11 protein-coding genes, 3 tRNA genes and 1 pseudogene are annotated in these 15,352 nt (G+C 57.2%); 9 read left to right on the top strand and 6 right to left on the bottom strand.

Translation table 11 applies throughout. The features are described 5' to 3' along the window. The 4 genes and pseudogenes from H8Z83_RS17775 to H8Z83_RS17760 all read left to right on the top strand — a co-directional run. Positions 1 to 195: pseudogene (locus tag H8Z83_RS17775) on the top strand (FAD-binding protein); the annotation flags it as partial. A 576-nt stretch (positions 196 to 771) separates the two neighbouring features. Continuing rightward, positions 772 to 1,860 (top strand): ABC transporter substrate-binding protein, encoded by a 1,089-nt coding sequence (locus tag H8Z83_RS17770; protein WP_187016277.1) that lies wholly within the window; start codon positions 772 to 774, stop codon positions 1,858 to 1,860. Positions 1,861 to 2,002: 142 nt separating this feature from the next. After that, the gene (locus H8Z83_RS17765; protein WP_187016276.1) at positions 2,003 to 3,718 is read left to right on the top strand and encodes an ABC transporter permease; all 1,716 of its coding nucleotides are present in this window, start codon (positions 2,003 to 2,005) and stop codon (positions 3,716 to 3,718) included. After that, entirely contained in the window at positions 3,715 to 4,836 is a 1,122-nt protein-coding gene (locus tag H8Z83_RS17760; RefSeq protein ID WP_187016275.1) for an ABC transporter ATP-binding protein, read from the top strand. The genes H8Z83_RS17765 and H8Z83_RS17760 overlap by 4 nt, the downstream gene beginning before the upstream one ends. Before the next feature lie 112 nt (positions 4,837 to 4,948). Here the strand turns inward: H8Z83_RS17760 and H8Z83_RS17755 are convergent, their stop codons facing one another. Together H8Z83_RS17755 and thiI are read right to left on the bottom strand one after the other, a co-directional pair. Beyond that, complete coding sequence (locus tag H8Z83_RS17755; protein ID WP_187016274.1) at positions 4,949 to 6,238, bottom strand: competence/damage-inducible protein A; 1,290 nt, start codon at positions 6,236 to 6,238, stop codon at positions 4,949 to 4,951. A 25-nt stretch (positions 6,239 to 6,263) separates the two neighbouring features. Further along, positions 6,264 to 7,439, bottom strand: coding sequence for a tRNA uracil 4-sulfurtransferase ThiI (gene thiI / locus H8Z83_RS17750; protein ID WP_187016273.1), 1,176 nt, complete (start codon positions 7,437 to 7,439; stop codon positions 6,264 to 6,266). 215 nt (positions 7,440 to 7,654) lie between these two features. On the opposite strand from thiI, the gene H8Z83_RS17745 reads away from it, so the two are divergent. Next, positions 7,655 to 9,127 (top strand): S-layer homology domain-containing protein, encoded by a 1,473-nt coding sequence (locus H8Z83_RS17745; RefSeq protein ID WP_187016272.1) that lies wholly within the window; start codon positions 7,655 to 7,657, stop codon positions 9,125 to 9,127. Between the two features lie 83 nt (positions 9,128 to 9,210). Here the strand turns inward: H8Z83_RS17745 and H8Z83_RS17740 are convergent, their stop codons facing one another. The 3 genes from H8Z83_RS17740 to H8Z83_RS17730 form a co-directional block, all read right to left on the bottom strand. Further along, entirely contained in the window at positions 9,211 to 9,621 is a 411-nt protein-coding gene (locus H8Z83_RS17740; protein ID WP_187016271.1) for a hypothetical protein, read from the bottom strand. A gap of 171 nt (positions 9,622 to 9,792) precedes the next feature. Next, the gene (locus H8Z83_RS17735) at positions 9,793 to 11,133 is read right to left on the bottom strand and encodes a glucose-6-phosphate isomerase (RefSeq protein WP_187016270.1); all 1,341 of its coding nucleotides are present in this window, start codon (positions 11,131 to 11,133) and stop codon (positions 9,793 to 9,795) included. A gap of 114 nt (positions 11,134 to 11,247) precedes the next feature. Next, a complete protein-coding gene (locus H8Z83_RS17730) occupies positions 11,248 to 12,369 on the bottom strand; it encodes a D-alanyl-D-alanine carboxypeptidase family protein (protein WP_187016269.1) in 1,122 nt (373 codons plus the stop codon). A gap of 158 nt (positions 12,370 to 12,527) precedes the next feature. Between H8Z83_RS17730 and H8Z83_RS17725 the strand changes: the two genes are divergently transcribed. From H8Z83_RS17725 to H8Z83_RS17715, 3 genes are all read left to right on the top strand, one after another. Next, positions 12,528 to 12,601, top strand: a tRNA-Gly gene (locus tag H8Z83_RS17725). Positions 12,602 to 12,711: 110 nt separating this feature from the next. Further along, positions 12,712 to 12,797, top strand: a tRNA-Leu gene (locus tag H8Z83_RS17720). An 11-nt stretch (positions 12,798 to 12,808) separates the two neighbouring features. Next, positions 12,809 to 12,884 (top strand) — tRNA-Met (locus H8Z83_RS17715). Positions 12,885 to 13,001: 117 nt separating this feature from the next. Here H8Z83_RS17715 and H8Z83_RS17710 read toward each other — a convergent pair. Continuing rightward, positions 13,002 to 14,153: a tyrosine-type recombinase/integrase gene (locus H8Z83_RS17710; RefSeq protein ID WP_187016268.1), complete on the bottom strand. Its 1,152-nt coding sequence runs from the start codon at positions 14,151 to 14,153 to the stop codon at positions 13,002 to 13,004. A gap of 765 nt (positions 14,154 to 14,918) precedes the next feature. On the opposite strand from H8Z83_RS17710, the gene H8Z83_RS17705 reads away from it, so the two are divergent. Next, positions 14,919 to 15,352, top strand: a 434-nt coding sequence (locus tag H8Z83_RS17705) for an IS110 family transposase (protein WP_187016267.1), incomplete at its 3' end; no start/stop codon positions are given.

The raw sequence follows: 15,352 nt of genomic DNA, 5'->3' as shown, positions 1-15,352 counted from the left end.
GTGTACGTTGCTCTGGGTATCTCCGGCGCCATCCAGCACAAGGCTGGCATGCAGGATTCCGAGTGCATCATCGCCGTCAACAAGAACGACACCGCTCCCATCTTCGAGATCGCTGACTACGGCATCTGCGGCGACCTGTTCAAGGTCACTCCCATGCTGATCGAGGCCATCAAGGCTGCCAAGGCCGCGAAGTAAGAGCTTCCTAAACGCAAAAGCCTCCGCCGTTTGGCGGAGGCTTTTTATGTGCTGCCCTCTTGATTCATAATGTAAGCGGTTACATGAAACGCAGCTGAAAAGGACTTTTACATGGCGGATGCCTCTAATATTTTTCGCCAGTATTCGCAGTCATTTGTGTATGTGCCAAAAGCAAAAGCCGTGCGGCCGCAAGCCGTATTGTCCATTTTGCACAAAGCATACAGGGTTCTTTTTGCATCAGATGTAGAAAAAGTACATTCTTCATTGACGCATTTGGAAATATGTGGTATTGTTGTCAATGTAAACGGTTGCACATATGTGTTCATTGTTTACACTGCCATAAGTTGAAGTGTTTACACAGCGTCTGACCGGATGCCGCCTGTCCATGCTAAACTGCGAACCGCCTACATAGAAATGGATTGCGGGCCCGGATAGAAGTCAGGACAACTGGTGCTATGAGTTGGTCCGCAGCTTGTTTCCCGCAAAGAGGAACTGTCCAAGGTTCCCACAAAGCCGTGTTTTCTCTTCCGCAGTGCGGAATGGAAATAAATAATGGATGAGAAGGAGAAACGATTTATGAAGAAATCCACTAAGCGCCTGTTCGCCGCTGTGCTGGCAGCTGCCAGCCTGCTGGCCCTCACCGCCTGCGGCGGCGGCAAGACCGAGGCTCCCAAGACTGACGATTCCAAGACCGAGCAGCCTGCCGAGACCTCCGGCAGCAAGGAACTCTCCGTTTACACCGCATTCCCCGAAAGCGAAGTCATCTACTATTTCAACAAGTTTGAGCAGGAAACCGGCATCAAGATCAACTATGTCCGCCTCTCCGCCGGCGAAATGCTGACCCGTGTGGAGGCCGAGAAGGACAATCCCCAAGCAACGCTGATGTTCGGCGGCTCCACCGATAACTATATCGCCGCTGTGGACAAGGGCCTGCTGGAAGCCTATCAGTCTCCCAATCTGGACAAGACACCCTCTACTTATCTGGATCCCACCGGTACCTGGAACCCCATCTATGTGGGCTGCATTGCTTTTGCCTGCAACTCTGACTGGTTCAAGGAAAAGGGTCTGGAATATCCCACGAGCTGGGAAGACCTGCTGAAGCCCGAGTTCAAGGGTGAGATCATCATGGCCCACCCCGCCACCTCCGGCACCGCCTACACCGTTCTGGCCACGCTGGTTCAACTCAAGGGCGACGATCAGGTCTGGGACTATCTGGAAAAGCTGAACACCAACATGAGTCAGTACACCAAGTCCGGCTCCGCCGCTCCCAATGCTGTGGCCATCGGTGAGGCCGCCATCGCCCTCACCTTCTCTCACGACGCCCTGCAGCTGACTCCCGAGGGCTATCACATTGAGCTGAGCTTCCCCACCGACGGCACCGGTTATGAGGTGGGCGCCATGGCCCTCATCAAGGGCGGCAAGGCCGACGAGCAGGAGAACGCCAAGAAGTTCATCGACTGGATGACCTCCGAGGCCGGTCAGGGCTGCTACGCCGAAAACGACTCCTTCCGCGTTCCCACCAACACCGCCGCTCCTGTGGCCGACGGTCTGGTGACGCTGGATGAGGTTCCCGTGATTGATTATGACGCCGTTTGGGCTGCCAGCGTCAAGAGCGAGTACTGCGAGCAGTTCGAGAATAAGATCGCCACCAAGCCCGAGGGCTGATCCCAATAGATTTCTGATTGATTTCCCGCAAACGGGCCTCCTCCCCCAAGGGGAGGGGGCCCGCATACCAAGACAGAGAAGGCGGAACTCCCTTGCGCAGCTTTCCCGCCGCTTTTGACACTCTCACTCAGGAGGAACGCTCATGGCAAATGCCACTACCCGCACAAAGCGCCTCAATGAGACGAAGATGATTCTGCGTCAGCCGCTGCTGCTGATCGCCATTCTTCTCTCCTTTGCGCTTTTGCTGCTGTTCGTCATTTATCCTCTGGCCAAAACGCTGATCTACAGCCTTACGGATGAGACCGGCGCGTTCTCTCTGGCCAATCTCATCACCATCCTGCAAACGCCCAGGTACGGCAAGGTATTCGGCCGCACCATGGCGCTGGGCCTGATCGTGGCCTTCATCGCCACCTTTATCGGCTACATCTTCGCCTATACCGTCACCCGGGTCAACGTACCGGCCAAGGGCTTTTTCAAGACCATGGCCACGCTGCCCATCCTCTCCCCGCCCTTCGTGCTGTCCCTGTCCATTATCTTCCTCTTCGGCAAGCAGGGTCTGATTTCCAAGAACCTGCTTGGCATCACCGGCAGCAGCGTATACGGCCTCAAGAGCCTGATTGTGGTTCAGGTAATGAGCTTTTTCCCCATCGCTTACCTGACGCTCTCCGGTATTCTGGCCTCCATTGACGCCTCTGTGGAGGATGCCGCCTGCAACATGGGCGCAGGCCGCTGGAAGACCTTCTGGACCGTCACCTTCCCCCTGTCCCTCCCCGGCATCATCTCCGGCGCGCTGCTGGTGTTCATCCAGTCTCTGGAGGACTTCTCCAACCCGGCTACCATCGGTGGCGACTACACCACCCTCTCCATTGAGGTCTACAACATTATCACCGGCAGCTATGATATGCGAAAGGGTTCCGTGCTGGCGCTTCTGCTGCTTCTGCCTGCGGTCATCGCGTATCTTCTCAATAAATACTGGGTCAACAAAAAGAGCTTTGTCACAGTCACCGGCAAGCCCACCCAGGCCCGGAAGCTCATTGAGGAACCCCACATCAAGTGGCCCCTGTTTGCTTTCTGCCTAATCGTTTCCGCCATCATCATTCTGTTCTACGGCACCGTGATCTTCGCCTCCTTCGTCCGCACCTGGGGCGTGGACTTCTCCCTGACGCTGGATCAGTACCGCAAGGCGCTCCAGTACGGCTGGGACAGCCTGAAAAACTCCATGACGCTGGGCCTGATCTCCGCTGTCATCGGCGGCCTGCTGGGCATGGTCATCGCCTATATCACCGCCAAGCGGAACTACTACGGCAAGCGGTTCATCGAGGTCGCCTCCGTTCTGATGTTCGCTGTTCCCGGCACCGTGCTGGGCATCAGCTACATCCTGGGCTTCAACTCCAAGCCGCTGGCCCTCACTGGCACTGGATTGATTCTGGTGATCGTGTTCACCTTCCGGAACATGCCGGTAGCCATCGAGTCCGGCACCACCACTCTGCTGCAGATCGACAACTCTATCGAGGAAGCCTCTACCATCTTGGGTGCCGACACCGGCTATTCCTTCCGCCGCATCACGCTGCCCATGCTGAAAAACGCCTTCTTCTCCGGCATTGTCTACTCCTTCACCAAGGCCATCACTGCCGTCAGCGCGGTCATTTTCCTGGTCTCTCCCCGGTGGAAGCTGGTTACCAGCAACATCTACTCCCTGTTTGACCTGGCGAAATACGGGCAGGCAGCTGCCTTTGTCACGATGATGGTAGGCATTCTGCTGGTGTTTATCGGCCTGTTCAACACCGTCATCAACCTTCTGCTGGCGCCCCGTTCCAAGGTGCCTCAGGCTAAATCGAAAACGGAGGAATCAAAATGAGCCAAGAGAAGAACGAGAAGCTGGGCTTCAGCAAGAAGAGTTCCGGCGTAGTCCTGAAGGACGTGACCAAAATTTTCCAGCAGCCCGATACCGGCAAGGACTTCGTGGCTGTGGACCATATCAACCTTGAGATCAAGGACGGCGAGATGGTGACCCTGCTGGGCCCCTCCGGCTGCGGCAAGACCACCACCCTGCGGATGATCTCCGGTTTTGAGTATCCCACCAGCGGCAACGTGTTCATCGGAGACCGAGACGTAGCCAAGATTCCCCCCAACAAGCGGGGCATCTCCATGGTGTTCCAGTCCTACGCCCTGTTCCCCCACCTGAACATCTGGGAGAACATCGCCTACGGTCTGCGTGTGGCTAAGCTCCCTCAGGATGAGATCATCCGCCGCACCAATGACGTAGTGGAGCTGATGCAGCTCAAGGGCATGGAGAAGCGGTTCCCCAACCAGCTCTCCGGCGGCCAGCAGCAGCGTGTGGCGTTGGCCCGTGCCGTGGTCATCGAACCTTCCGTGCTGCTGTTTGACGAACCCCTGTCCAACCTGGACGCCAAGCTCCGCGAGAGCATGCGGGACGAGCTCCGCGCCCTCCAGCAGCGGCTGGGGATCACCTCCCTGTACGTCACCCATGACCAGTCTGAGGCCATGGCCATCTCTGACAAGGTGGTCATCATGAAGGACGGCGTTATCTGCCAGCAGGGTACTCCTCAGGAGATCTACGAGCAGCCCGCCAGCCGTTTTGTAGCGAACTTCATCGGCAAGGCCAACTTCATCGACGGCATCTTCAAGGGCCGTGACGGCGAGGCCGCGCTGGTGGAGATCGGCGGAAAGACCTTCTCCATCCCCGCCCCCGGCAAGATGGAGGGTGTGGAAGTGGGCGGTGCCTGCTGCCTGACGGTCCGCCCCGAATCCTTCCTGCTTACCAAGGATGCCGGTGCTCTCCCCGGTACCGTTTCCCGTGCCACCTATTACGGCGCCAAGATCGAGTACGAGGTCATGCTGGATGAGCAGCCCATCATCGTGGAGGTCTACAACCCCCAGCTGACGGAGCGTTTCAGCGTGGGCGATACCGTCACCATGAGCCTGATCGAGGGCTGCGTCCGGGTCCTGAAGTGATCCGATCGACAACAACGCAAGCATCATAATGATAAAAAGGACACTGGCTTGTATAACAAGCCAGTGTCCTTTTTGCTGTCATTTTGCTGTTATTTGCGATTTTCGTCGCGTTTTACAGCTTTTCCATGTGTTTTCCGGTGCTGCTTTTTTCAATTGGCAGTCCGGTGAGGCAGCGGCGCAGCATGTCGTAGGCGTGGTTGGCAGCCAGATCCTGAATGCGATCCCGGCGGCGCTTGCCCAACTCCAGCTTCCGGCACCACGTCCCATCGGGGGACGCCAGACCCACATACACCAGTCCCACCGGGTTGTTGCGCTCGTCCGGGTCCGGACCGGCCACGCCGGTGACGGACAGGCCAATGTCCGCCCCGGTGATCCGCCGGGCGTTTTCCGCCATGGATCGGGCACATTCCTCCGACACGGCGCCGTATTGGTCCAGAAGCGTCTGGGGCACCCCCAGCACCTCTGCCTTTACGCTGGTCCAGTAGCTCACCACGCCGCCCCGATACACACTGGAGGCCCCGGACAGAGCCGTGATCCGGGCGGCTATCTGGCCGCCGGTGCAGCTTTCCGCCGTGGCGAAGGTCCAGCCCTTTTCCTTCAGGTGTGTCATGCAGACGGTTTCCAGATTAGGGATATCCACGCCGTACACCACGTCTCCCAAATAATCCGTCACCTCTTTTACCACCGGGACCAGCATGGCCTCCGCCGCCGCTGCGCTGTCCGCCTTGGCGGTAGCGCGGAGCCGGACCTCGCTGGGCTTGGCGTAGGTGGCGAGGGATGGATTTTCCATCCGGGATATCCGCTCCCGCATCAGATCCTCCATAGGGCTTTCCCCAAGGCCGAAGGTCATAATGTCATGGGACACAATGACCTCCTTGGAAAGTCCCCGCAGATAGGGGACCGCCCAGTTTTGCAGCATGGTCCGCATTTCAAAGGGCGGACCGGGCAGCATCAGCACGTGCACCCCCTCCGCTTCAAAGGCGCAGCCGGGAGCGGTGCCCACCGGATTGTCGAAGATCACGCAATCGGCGGGAAACTCCGCCTGCTGGCGGTTATTTTCCGGCATGGTCAGGTGGACGTTCCGGGCAAAATAAGTCCGAATATGCTCCAGCACATCCTCCCGCAGGACCAGCGGCTTGCCGAAGGTCTCGCAGACGGTCTGCTTGGTAAGATCGTCATAGGTGGGACCAAGGCCGCCGGTGGTGAGGATGACGTCCGCTCGCTTCCGGGCGATGTCCAGCGCCTCCCGCAGCCGTTCCGGGTTGTCCCCTACCACGGTATGCCAGAACACATTGACGCCAACAGCAGACAGCGCCCGTGAGATCTCGCTGGCGTTGGTGTTGGTGATATTTCCAAGAAGCAGTTCCGTACCGACGGCAATGATCTCAGCGGTATGTGACATAACAGATGCCTTCTTTCCGATCCGGTCAGGGCTTTACCCGAACCCAGGTCTCGCCCTCCAGGGCCTTGGCCACCAGGCCGTCAATATCCAGAACGGATTCCGCCTGCACCACGTCCTCCAGCACCGGCCGGGTGGCAGGGTGGCGGGGGGTAAAGACCGTGCAGCAGTCCTCATAGGGCAGAATGGAGGTCTCGTAGGTGCCGATCTCCCTGGCCATGCGGATGATCTCCACCTTGTCGGTGCCGATGAGGGGCCGCAGAACGGGCATTTTCGTCACGTCCTCCGTGACACCCAGGGCCTTGATGGTCTGGCTGGCCACCTGACCCAGAGATTCGCCAGTGACCAATGCGGAGGCGTGGGACTTCCGGGCCACAGCCTCTGCCAGCCGCATCATAAACCGGCGCATGATGAGGGTAAAGTATTCCTCGGGGCACTGGCGGCGGATCTCCTCCTGAATTTCCGTGAAGGGGATGATGTGGACGATCATCCGGCCGCAGTACACCGTCAGCAGCCGGGCCAGCTCCAGCACCTTGTCCAGCGCCTGCTGGGAGGTGTACGGGGGAGAAACAAAGTGCACCATTTCCAGCTCCACGCCCCGGCGGGCAATCATATAGGAGGAAACGGGGCTGTCCAGACCGCCGGAAAGCAGGCTCACCGCCCGGCCGCCCATACCGATGGGCAGACCGCCGGCGCCGGGGACAGAGGGCGTGTGGATATAGGCGTACTTCTCCCGGATCTCCACATAAACCGTCAGATCAGGATGGTGCATATCCGCTTTCACATTGAAGAACTGTCCCAGCTCGCCGCCTACATACTGGGAGATCTGGATGGAGTTCATGGGGAACTGCTTGTCTGCCCGGCGGCTCTCCACCTTGAAGGTTCTGGCCTTGGCAAATTCATCCGCCAGATAGGTCTTGGCGGTCTCCACAATGGCGTCCATCTCCTTGGCGCAAGGGACGGCGCGGGCCACCGTCACGATGCCGAACACCTGACGGGCAGCCTTGAAGGCGGCCTCCATGTCGCAGTCCTCGGTCTGAGGCTCCACATAGATAGTGCTCTGGCGAATGTAGATCTGGAAGCTGCCGCAGGGCTTCATCCGGCGGCGGACATTGCTCACCAGCTTATCCTCAAAGCTGCGGCGGTTCAGGCCCTTCAGCACCACCTCGCCCAGCTTTAAAAGCAGGATCTCGTTGTTGTTCATAATCAATCCTCCGTAAGAGTTCATAAAGCGCATATAGGATACCACATTTTTCTGCTCAGCGAAAGAGGTCCCTTCGGTTTTTTCCCTGTTTTTCAGCCAGTTTTCCCTCCGGATTTGACGAACAGGCCGTTGTCTGCTACAATAAGTGGGAGTTTTTCCCAAAACCGTTTGATAAAGCAAAAAAACGGATACCCTTTTCATAAGGAGGCAGATAGATGAAACGAACGATTTTGAAAAAGCTGACCGCCTGCCTGTGCCTGTGCGCGGTGCTGAGCGGGGCGCTTACCGTTCCCGCTGGGGCGGCTTCCTTTCAGGATGTGCCGTCCAACCACTGGGCGGCAACCGCCATCGACCGCTGCGCGGCTCAGGGATGGTTTCAGGGCAAGACCGCCGATACCTTCGGCGTGGGCCAGCCCATGACCCGGGCGGGCTTCGCCGTGGCACTCAGCCGTTTTTTCGGCTGGCAGAGCGGTGAGACCTACTACCGGATCTTTTCGGATGTGCCTCAGGGCACCTGGTATGAGCCGGCCCTCCGGGCCTGCTATGAGCACGGGGCAGTCACCCGTCAGACCGGCGATTTCCGTCCCGGCGATCCCATCACCCGGGAGGAATTGGCAGTCATGCTGATCCGGGCCTTGGGCTACGGGCCCATCGCCGGCCTTGCGGAGGATGATCCGCTTCCCTTCCGGGACGTGACCACCAACAAGGGGCATATCGCTATGGCCTACGAGCTGGGTCTGGTCAGCGGTATGGGGAATGATCTGTTCGTGCCGGATCGATACGCCACCCGGGAACAGGCTGCTGTCATGCTCAGCCGCCTGTATGACAAACTGCACCCTGCTCAGACCGCAAACGAGGCCATGGTCCTTCTCCGCTCCGGTGAGGAAGCGGAGGACCTTTCCGGATATCAGACCGTCATACTCACGGCGGGAACGCTGACCGGCGGTCAGAACCCTCGGCTGGCTTTGAGTGTCAGCAATACGCAGAAACAGGTCATGGAAACAGCAACAGCCTCCGGGCAGACGGTCCTGCTGGGTATTTCCGGTCAGTCCGGCGTTCTGAAAAACACCACCGCCGCGGCCACGGCAGTTGCCGAAGCATTGACCGACAGCAGCTATGACGGCGTTTATCTGAACATCACCCCGTCCGCTGAAAATGGCGACGCCCTGGCTGCCTTCGTACAGGTGCTCCGGGCCGCTGTGCCGGAGAAAAAGCTGTATGTGGCGGCAAGCGCCCCGGCCCGCAGGGAAGCAATTCCGGACTATCAGGCCCTCGGAAAGGCCGCGGACCGGATCGTGCTGCAGGTGTCCGGACATGAGGACACGGACGGCGCTGTTCCCGTATATGCCATGGAGCCTTTGGAGACCGTCTACTACGCGCTCAGCGCTCTGAATGACCAGATCCCCGGCGAGAAGCTCGCCCTGCTTCTGACGGCGGAGGGCCGCGGCCGGAAGGGTACCGGAAAACCCACCGCCTTCAGCGGGGACGCTGTGTCCGCACTGGAAGCCCAAGGCCGCACCTACTATTCTGACCGCTACGCCTGCGCCTATCTGGAGACAAAGGATACGGTGGTCTGGTATCTCAACGAAAAGGCGCTGGAAGCCCGCCAGCAGCTGCTGCGCTGCTTCGGCGTATCCTCCTGCTGTCTCTCCACCCCCAACGGCACCTTGCCAGCTCAGGAAAGCTGAATTTTTCAGTCTCAGATCATAATATAAAAGCCGCCCTGCTTTAGCAGGGCGGCTTTCTTTTATTCAATTTCAGGTATATTCAATTACAGGTACTTCCGCATACCATCGGTAGCAGTTTCCACGTCGCCGCTGATGGTGACGGTGAACTTGATGTTGTTCCGCTCGCCGAATACATCCAGCCAGTTGAGGAACTTCTCAGTCTCCGCATCCACATCGGCACCCACGGTCTTGCACAGGTTGTCGATGAACACCTGAGAAATATCATAGTTGCCGGCATACAGACCGCTGATAAAGCCACGGAATACCTCATAGCTGTGCAGATCGTATTCCTGCGCGTCAATCAGGCGGATGTTGTAGTGAATATTGTAGGACATATCACGCTTCGGCTCAATGCAGACCACATTGCCGGCCTCATCCTTCGCGGCAGCGTTGATGAGTTCGATGAGCTGCTTGGTTTTGCCGGAACCCTTGACGCCCATAATCAGTCTAACCATAATAGATCACTCCTGTCATAGTTCGTCTCCGTAATTAACGGGACCTTTCGTAGTCATAGCATACCATAAAGAATGAAAAAAGACAATCCCAAAAAGTAACTTCAAAATTTGTTTATAAACACGGCAGAGCAATGTATGCTCTGCCGTGTTTTTTTGCATATTCCGCTTTTCTCAATGCTTTTCGGTCAGCTTGGCTTCCAGCTCCGCCTTACGATCCTCGTAGCCGGGCTTGCCGAGGAGGGCAAACATATTCTTCTTATACGCCTCCACGCCGGGCTGGTCGAAGGGATTCACATCCAGCAGATAGCCGGACAAGCCGCAGGCATACTCAAAGAAGTAGATGAGCCGGCCCAGCTCACGGGGGCCCTTACCGCCCACATTCACAATGACGTTGGGTACGCCGCCCTGACTGTGGGCCAAGAGCGTTCCCTCCGTGGCCCGGTCCCGGATGTGGTCCATAGACGCACCCGCAAGGAAGTTCAGCCCGTCGCCGTCCGTCTCGTCCCGAGGAACGGCCAGCTGCCGGTCGGAGGCACCCAGCCGCACGATCGTCTCGAAGAGGATCCGGCGGCCCTCCTGAATATACTGCCCCATGGAGTGCAGGTCTGCGGTAAACTCCACACTGGCGGGGAACAGGCCCTTGCCGTCCTTTCCCTCGCTCTCGCCGTAGAGCTGCTTCCACCACTCCGTCATAAACCGGAAGGCTGGATCGTAGCAGCCCAGAATTTCAATGGCGTACCCGGCCCGGTACAGCTCATACCGCAGAGCGGCATACTGCCATGCGGGACTATCGTAGGAGCCGTCGGCACAGACGTTCATCATCTCAGCCGCGCCCTCCATCAGGGCCTCCACATCCACACCGGTAACGGCGATGGGCAGCAGGCCCACGGCGGTAAGGACGGAATAGCGGCCGCCGATGTCATCCGGCACCGCAAAGGTCTCCCAGCCCTCGGCGTCCGCCAGAGATTTCAGCGCACCCCGGGCCTTATCGGTGGTGGCGTAGATGCGCTTGCCGGATTCCTCCTTGCCGTATTTCTCCTCCAGCAGCTCCCGGAAGAAACGGAATGCCACGGCAGGCTCCGTGGTGGTACCGGATTTGGAGATGATATTCACGGAGAAATCCACATCCCGCACCAGATCCAGTACCTCGCTCAGTGCGTCGCCGGAGAGACCGTTGCCCACAAAGTACACGTTGGGCGTCTCTTTCTTTTTCAGGTTATAATTGGGAGAACACAGGCAGTCGATCACGCCGCGGGCTCCCAGATAGCTGCCGCCGATGCCGATGACCACCAACGCCTGAGAATCGCTTTGGATCTTCTTAGCGGCAGCCTGAATTCGAGCAAATTCCTCCCGGTCATACGCCTGGGGCAGATGCACCCATCCGGTGAATTCTCCGCCCAGACCGGTGCCGGTCTGGAGTTCTTCATGGGCTTTTTTCAAACGGGGCAGCAGTGCCTCCTCGTAAGGCTTCGGTAAAAATGTATGCAGATCAAACAACTGAACATCCAGCATGTGATTCACCCTCATGTATCAAATTTCAGCCAGAGGGCACATTTTCCCTCTGTTTGTCCAGTATAGCATTTTTCCCCGGGTACGGCAAGAGAAAAAGGGCGGTGCGAGATCCGTTCACTCAACCAGACAGGCGATCCGCAGCACCCGTGGCAGCATTTGGCGGAAGGTGATCCGGGGAACCTCCTCCCCCGCCAGCAGGGGCAGTTCCGCCAGAACCTCTTCCCCGAAGGTGACGGTCAGCGTCCCCAGCCGATCTCCCACCGCCACCGGGGCCTGTACGGAGGGTTCCAGCGTCACGGACTGGCCCAGCTCTCCTGTCTTGGCCTTTTCCAGCAGCAGCTGGTTTTCCTCGCCCAAAACCGGCTGGACTGTGGCCTGTGTGCCCAAGCGCACCGGCACTGGCGGCAGCGGTTCGTCGGGGATAACGGTTTTCAGGGCGTAGGAGGCAAAGCCGTAATTCAACAGCGTCTGCGCGTCCGCAAACCGCTCCGGAGAGGTCTTTCCCTTGAGAATGACGGCAATCAGTTCCATGCCGTCCCGCTCCGCCGTGGCGGAAATACAGTACCCGGCAGCGTTGGTGGAGCCGGTTTTCAGTCCGGTAGTGCCGTCATAGAACCGCACTAACTTGTTGGTATTGACCAGTGAGGATGCCCCATCTCGAAGGGTGTCCATCCAGACCGTTGTGTATCTTCGGATATCCGGATGGCGCAGCATCAGCTCCCGGCTCATCAAAGCAATGTCGTAGGCAGAGGTGACGTGGCCCTCCACCGGCAGACCGCAGGCGTTTTTGAAAGTAGTGTCATTCATCCCCAGCTCCGCTGCCCGCCGGTTCATCCGCTCCACGAAGGATTCCTCACTGCCGGCCAGATGCTCTGCCAGTGCCACGGCGCAGTCATTGGCGGATACCACGCACACGGCCTTCAGCATCTCGTCCACGGTCAGCCGTTCCCCCTCCTTCAGCCAAATCTGACTGCCGCCCATGGAGCAGGCGTGAGGTGAGGCGGTAACGGTGTCCTCATAGCGCAGTGTCCCGCCGTCAATGGCCTCCATGGTCAGCAGCAGCGTCATAATCTTGGTGACGCTGGCCGGTTCCAGCTTTTCGTGCTCGTTTTTGGCAAACAGCACGGTCCCTGTCTCCTTTTCCATCAGCAGTGCCGAGGGAGCGGACACCTCCACAGCCCGGGCGCTGACGCTCAGCAGCAATACGGCGCCCATCAGCGCCAGGATTTTTTTCATGATGACCTCCCCTTTCTGATCGGTGCATTATATGAGTGTGCAAAGGCGTTCATGCCGCCGTCATTTGACCCCCGGAGATCCTTCTAACTTTTTCAGAAGACCCGCCATTTTTCGTGTTGCAAAATAAAGAAAGGTCTGCTATAATACAATACATTCCTGCGGCTGTAGTTCATCGGTAGAACGGCAGCTTCCCAAGCTGCATAGGTGGGTTCGACTCCCATCAGCCGCTCCAGATTGAAATGCCGTGGCATTTCGCGGCATTTCAATTTTCTTTCCTTATTTTAAAGTTTCCTCTTGACAAGTTCCCCGGGAGTATGGTATCCTAGTATTTGCCGATAAGCTGCCGGTGTGGTGGAATGGTAGACACAGGAGACTTAAAATCTCCCGGTAGCAATACTGTACCGGTTCGAGTCCGGTCACCGGCACCAAAAATAAATATCGCGGAGTAGAGCAGTTGGTAGCTCGTCGGGCTCATAACCCGGAGGTCGCAGGTTCGAGTCCTGTCTCCGCAACCAGAAAGTCCTGATTTCTTGCGAAATCAGGACTTTTTCCGTACTTTTTTGCCCAATAACTTACTTGCCGTTTTTTCTGACCCAAACACTGACCCCAACGGGAGCGGATAGTGGAAAGGATTATACCGCACCAGAGAGAATGTTACCCATTGTCTTTGCCGCTTCACGCTTGGCGGAGGTCGTTACATGAGCGTAGGTGTCCAGCGTAAAGCCTGCTGAAAAATGCCCCAGCATGCCAGACACGGTTTTGATGTCCACACCGTTTTGCAGTGCCAGCGTTGCGAAGGTGTGACGCAGGTCATGGAACCGCACCTTCGGCAACCCTGCCCGCTTTAAAACGCGGTGCAGCATGTGCAGGACGCTGTCCGGGGACATAGGGCCTCCGGTGGGCGAGGGAAACACCCACTCACTGTTCCCAACTTTGCATTTCTGCATTTTCAGAACGCTTATCGCGTCTGCCGACAGCGGCAGAGTGCGGTAGGCGTTTTTCGTTTTCAGCGGCATCTCAATGATTTTGCCGTCGACGCGCCCGATCTGCCGTTGAACCCGGAGGTCTCCTTTTTCCAAATCAATGTCCAACCATTTTAATCCGAGCAATTCGCCCCGCCGCAGGCCGGTGGTCAGGTCGATGTAGTACAGGGTGAACACGCCGCTGTCTTTTGCCTCGCGGAGGAAGGATGTCAGCTGCTCAACAGGAAGCGTCTGCATTTCCTTGCGCTCCGCCTTCGGCAACGCGCAGCCGTCTGCCGGATTGCGGGCGATCAGCCGCTGCTCGACTGCCAGCTTCAGGGCAGAGGAAATGATTTGATGGATGTTGCGTACTGTTTTGGCGCTCAGTCCCTTGGGCTGCTTCTGTGCTTCGATTCGCTCTACCCGCCCTTCTGCCAACAATTTCTTGTAGAACTGTTGCAGATGCAGTGTTGTCAGATCATTCAACAGGATCTTGCCGAGCTGCGGCTTGATGTGGTTTTCGATGTAGCCATGATAGGTCAGGTAGGTGGATGGGCGCATCTTGATTTTGGCATAGTTCTCATACCACACATCTAACCAGTTACCCACCGTGTAGGTTTTCGCTCGTCCGTAGTCGATGCCCACATTTTCCTCGATGGCTTTTTTCAGTTTTTCCTTGACTTCTGTCTGCGTCTTGCCGAGGACGTTTTTAATGATGGCCTTTCCTGTTTCTGGATCGTGACCGACTGTGTAGCGACCCTCCCAGCGTCCGTCTTTGCGTTTTCGGATGTTCCCTTCCCCGTTCGCTCGTCTTTTTGGCATAAAATCAGCCCCTTTCGACAACGAACAATACCGTAACCAAGGGAACAAAGCTACCGAAAAACGGAATCGTTATCAGAAAGTTATCATTTGCCCCTCGGAGCCGCGCCGCCTTATCTTTGTCTATGGCGGCGCAATTTCTGCGCTGCCGGGGAACGCTCTTCTTTGGTTACAGCGGTGCGTTTTTTGGACGGTCAAGAAGTCTCTTTTCATTGACTACAGCGGCGCAAAATGTGTGCGACCTGCGCCATCGGTCATGCGGATGCGATTACCTTGATTTTCTTCAAAAACAGCCATAAGGCGCCACCAAAATCCTTGGGGCGCCTGCGTTTGCGGGAACCAAGACGCCAGCCGCTCTGAAATTCCCTTCAAAAGACGCCACAACCAACTGCGCTGAAACCCCCGTCAACTGCCCGCACTGCGGGCAGAAGTGATTGGGCAGAGCGTCGGTTCCGACGCCAGCACTTTATCCTGCTATAAATAAGATGCGTTGAATCTCTCAATAATTATGCGTTTTCCTTGCACATTTACCGTATGCTATCCTCGTCCAACGGTGACGATGATATAATTTCCTCATGCAGACAGAGGCTCCCTGCTTTATCCCTGCGGCACTGTCCGCTTTACAGCAGTATGGGACCTCTCCCTTATGGGATTTCATGAATGAGCCGGATGCGGGAGTGATCTTTCCGCAGATTTCTATGCAGGATATGACTCATAAGGACATGAGGAACTGTCTGTACATCAACAGGAAAGGCAGGTGCCAACACTATGTTCATTGTCGGGATCGACATTGCCAAACGGAGTCACGAAGCCATCATCATCGCTGAGGATGGCCAGGTTGTCCGCAAGGCATTCAGCTTCCGGAATAACTGTACCGGCTACAATCTGTTACTGGAACAGGTACGGAAACTGACCCTTGTAAAGAGCCAGATCGTATTCGCCATGGAATCCACCGCCCACTATTGGCTGGCACTCTACGCCAGGCTTTTGAAAGACGGATACACAGTCATGGTTCTGAATCCTATCCAATCCCATTCTCTGCGGGAGCTTTACATCCGCAAGGCCAAAACCGATGCCAGGGATTCACTCGTCATTGCGGACCTTGTCCGCTTTGGCCGCTGCAAAGCCAGCAACGTGCCTCAGGACAAAATCCTGGCTCTGCGAGAGCTGTGCCGCAGCCGCGCCTATCTGGTAGACATGGC

Source organism: Dysosmobacter segnis (assembly GCF_014297285.1).
GTDB lineage: Bacteria > Bacillota > Clostridia > Oscillospirales > Oscillospiraceae > Oscillibacter > Oscillibacter segnis.
This window is presented reverse-complemented; position numbering and strand designations above follow the sequence as displayed.

Excerpts from the sequence above, each read along its gene's own strand:
- H8Z83_RS17770 (WP_187016277.1), top strand. The coding sequence starts at position 772 with ATGAAGAAATCCACTAAGCGCCTGTTCGCCGCTGTGCTGGCAGCTGCC.
- H8Z83_RS17765 (WP_187016276.1), top strand. The coding sequence starts at position 2,003 with ATGGCAAATGCCACTACCCGCACAAAGCGCCTCAATGAGACGAAGATG.
- H8Z83_RS17760 (WP_187016275.1), top strand. The coding sequence starts at position 3,715 with ATGAGCCAAGAGAAGAACGAGAAGCTGGGCTTCAGCAAGAAGAGTTCC.
- H8Z83_RS17755 (WP_187016274.1), bottom strand. The coding sequence starts at position 6,238 with ATGTCACATACCGCTGAGATCATTGCCGTCGGTACGGAACTGCTTCTT.
- thiI (WP_187016273.1), bottom strand. The coding sequence starts at position 7,439 with ATGAACAACAACGAGATCCTGCTTTTAAAGCTGGGCGAGGTGGTGCTG.
- H8Z83_RS17745 (WP_187016272.1), top strand. The coding sequence starts at position 7,655 with ATGAAACGAACGATTTTGAAAAAGCTGACCGCCTGCCTGTGCCTGTGC.
- H8Z83_RS17740 (WP_187016271.1), bottom strand. The coding sequence starts at position 9,621 with ATGGTTAGACTGATTATGGGCGTCAAGGGTTCCGGCAAAACCAAGCAG.
- H8Z83_RS17735 (WP_187016270.1), bottom strand. The coding sequence starts at position 11,133 with ATGCTGGATGTTCAGTTGTTTGATCTGCATACATTTTTACCGAAGCCT.
- H8Z83_RS17730 (WP_187016269.1), bottom strand. The coding sequence starts at position 12,369 with ATGAAAAAAATCCTGGCGCTGATGGGCGCCGTATTGCTGCTGAGCGTC.
- H8Z83_RS17710 (WP_187016268.1), bottom strand. The coding sequence starts at position 14,153 with ATGCCAAAAAGACGAGCGAACGGGGAAGGGAACATCCGAAAACGCAAA.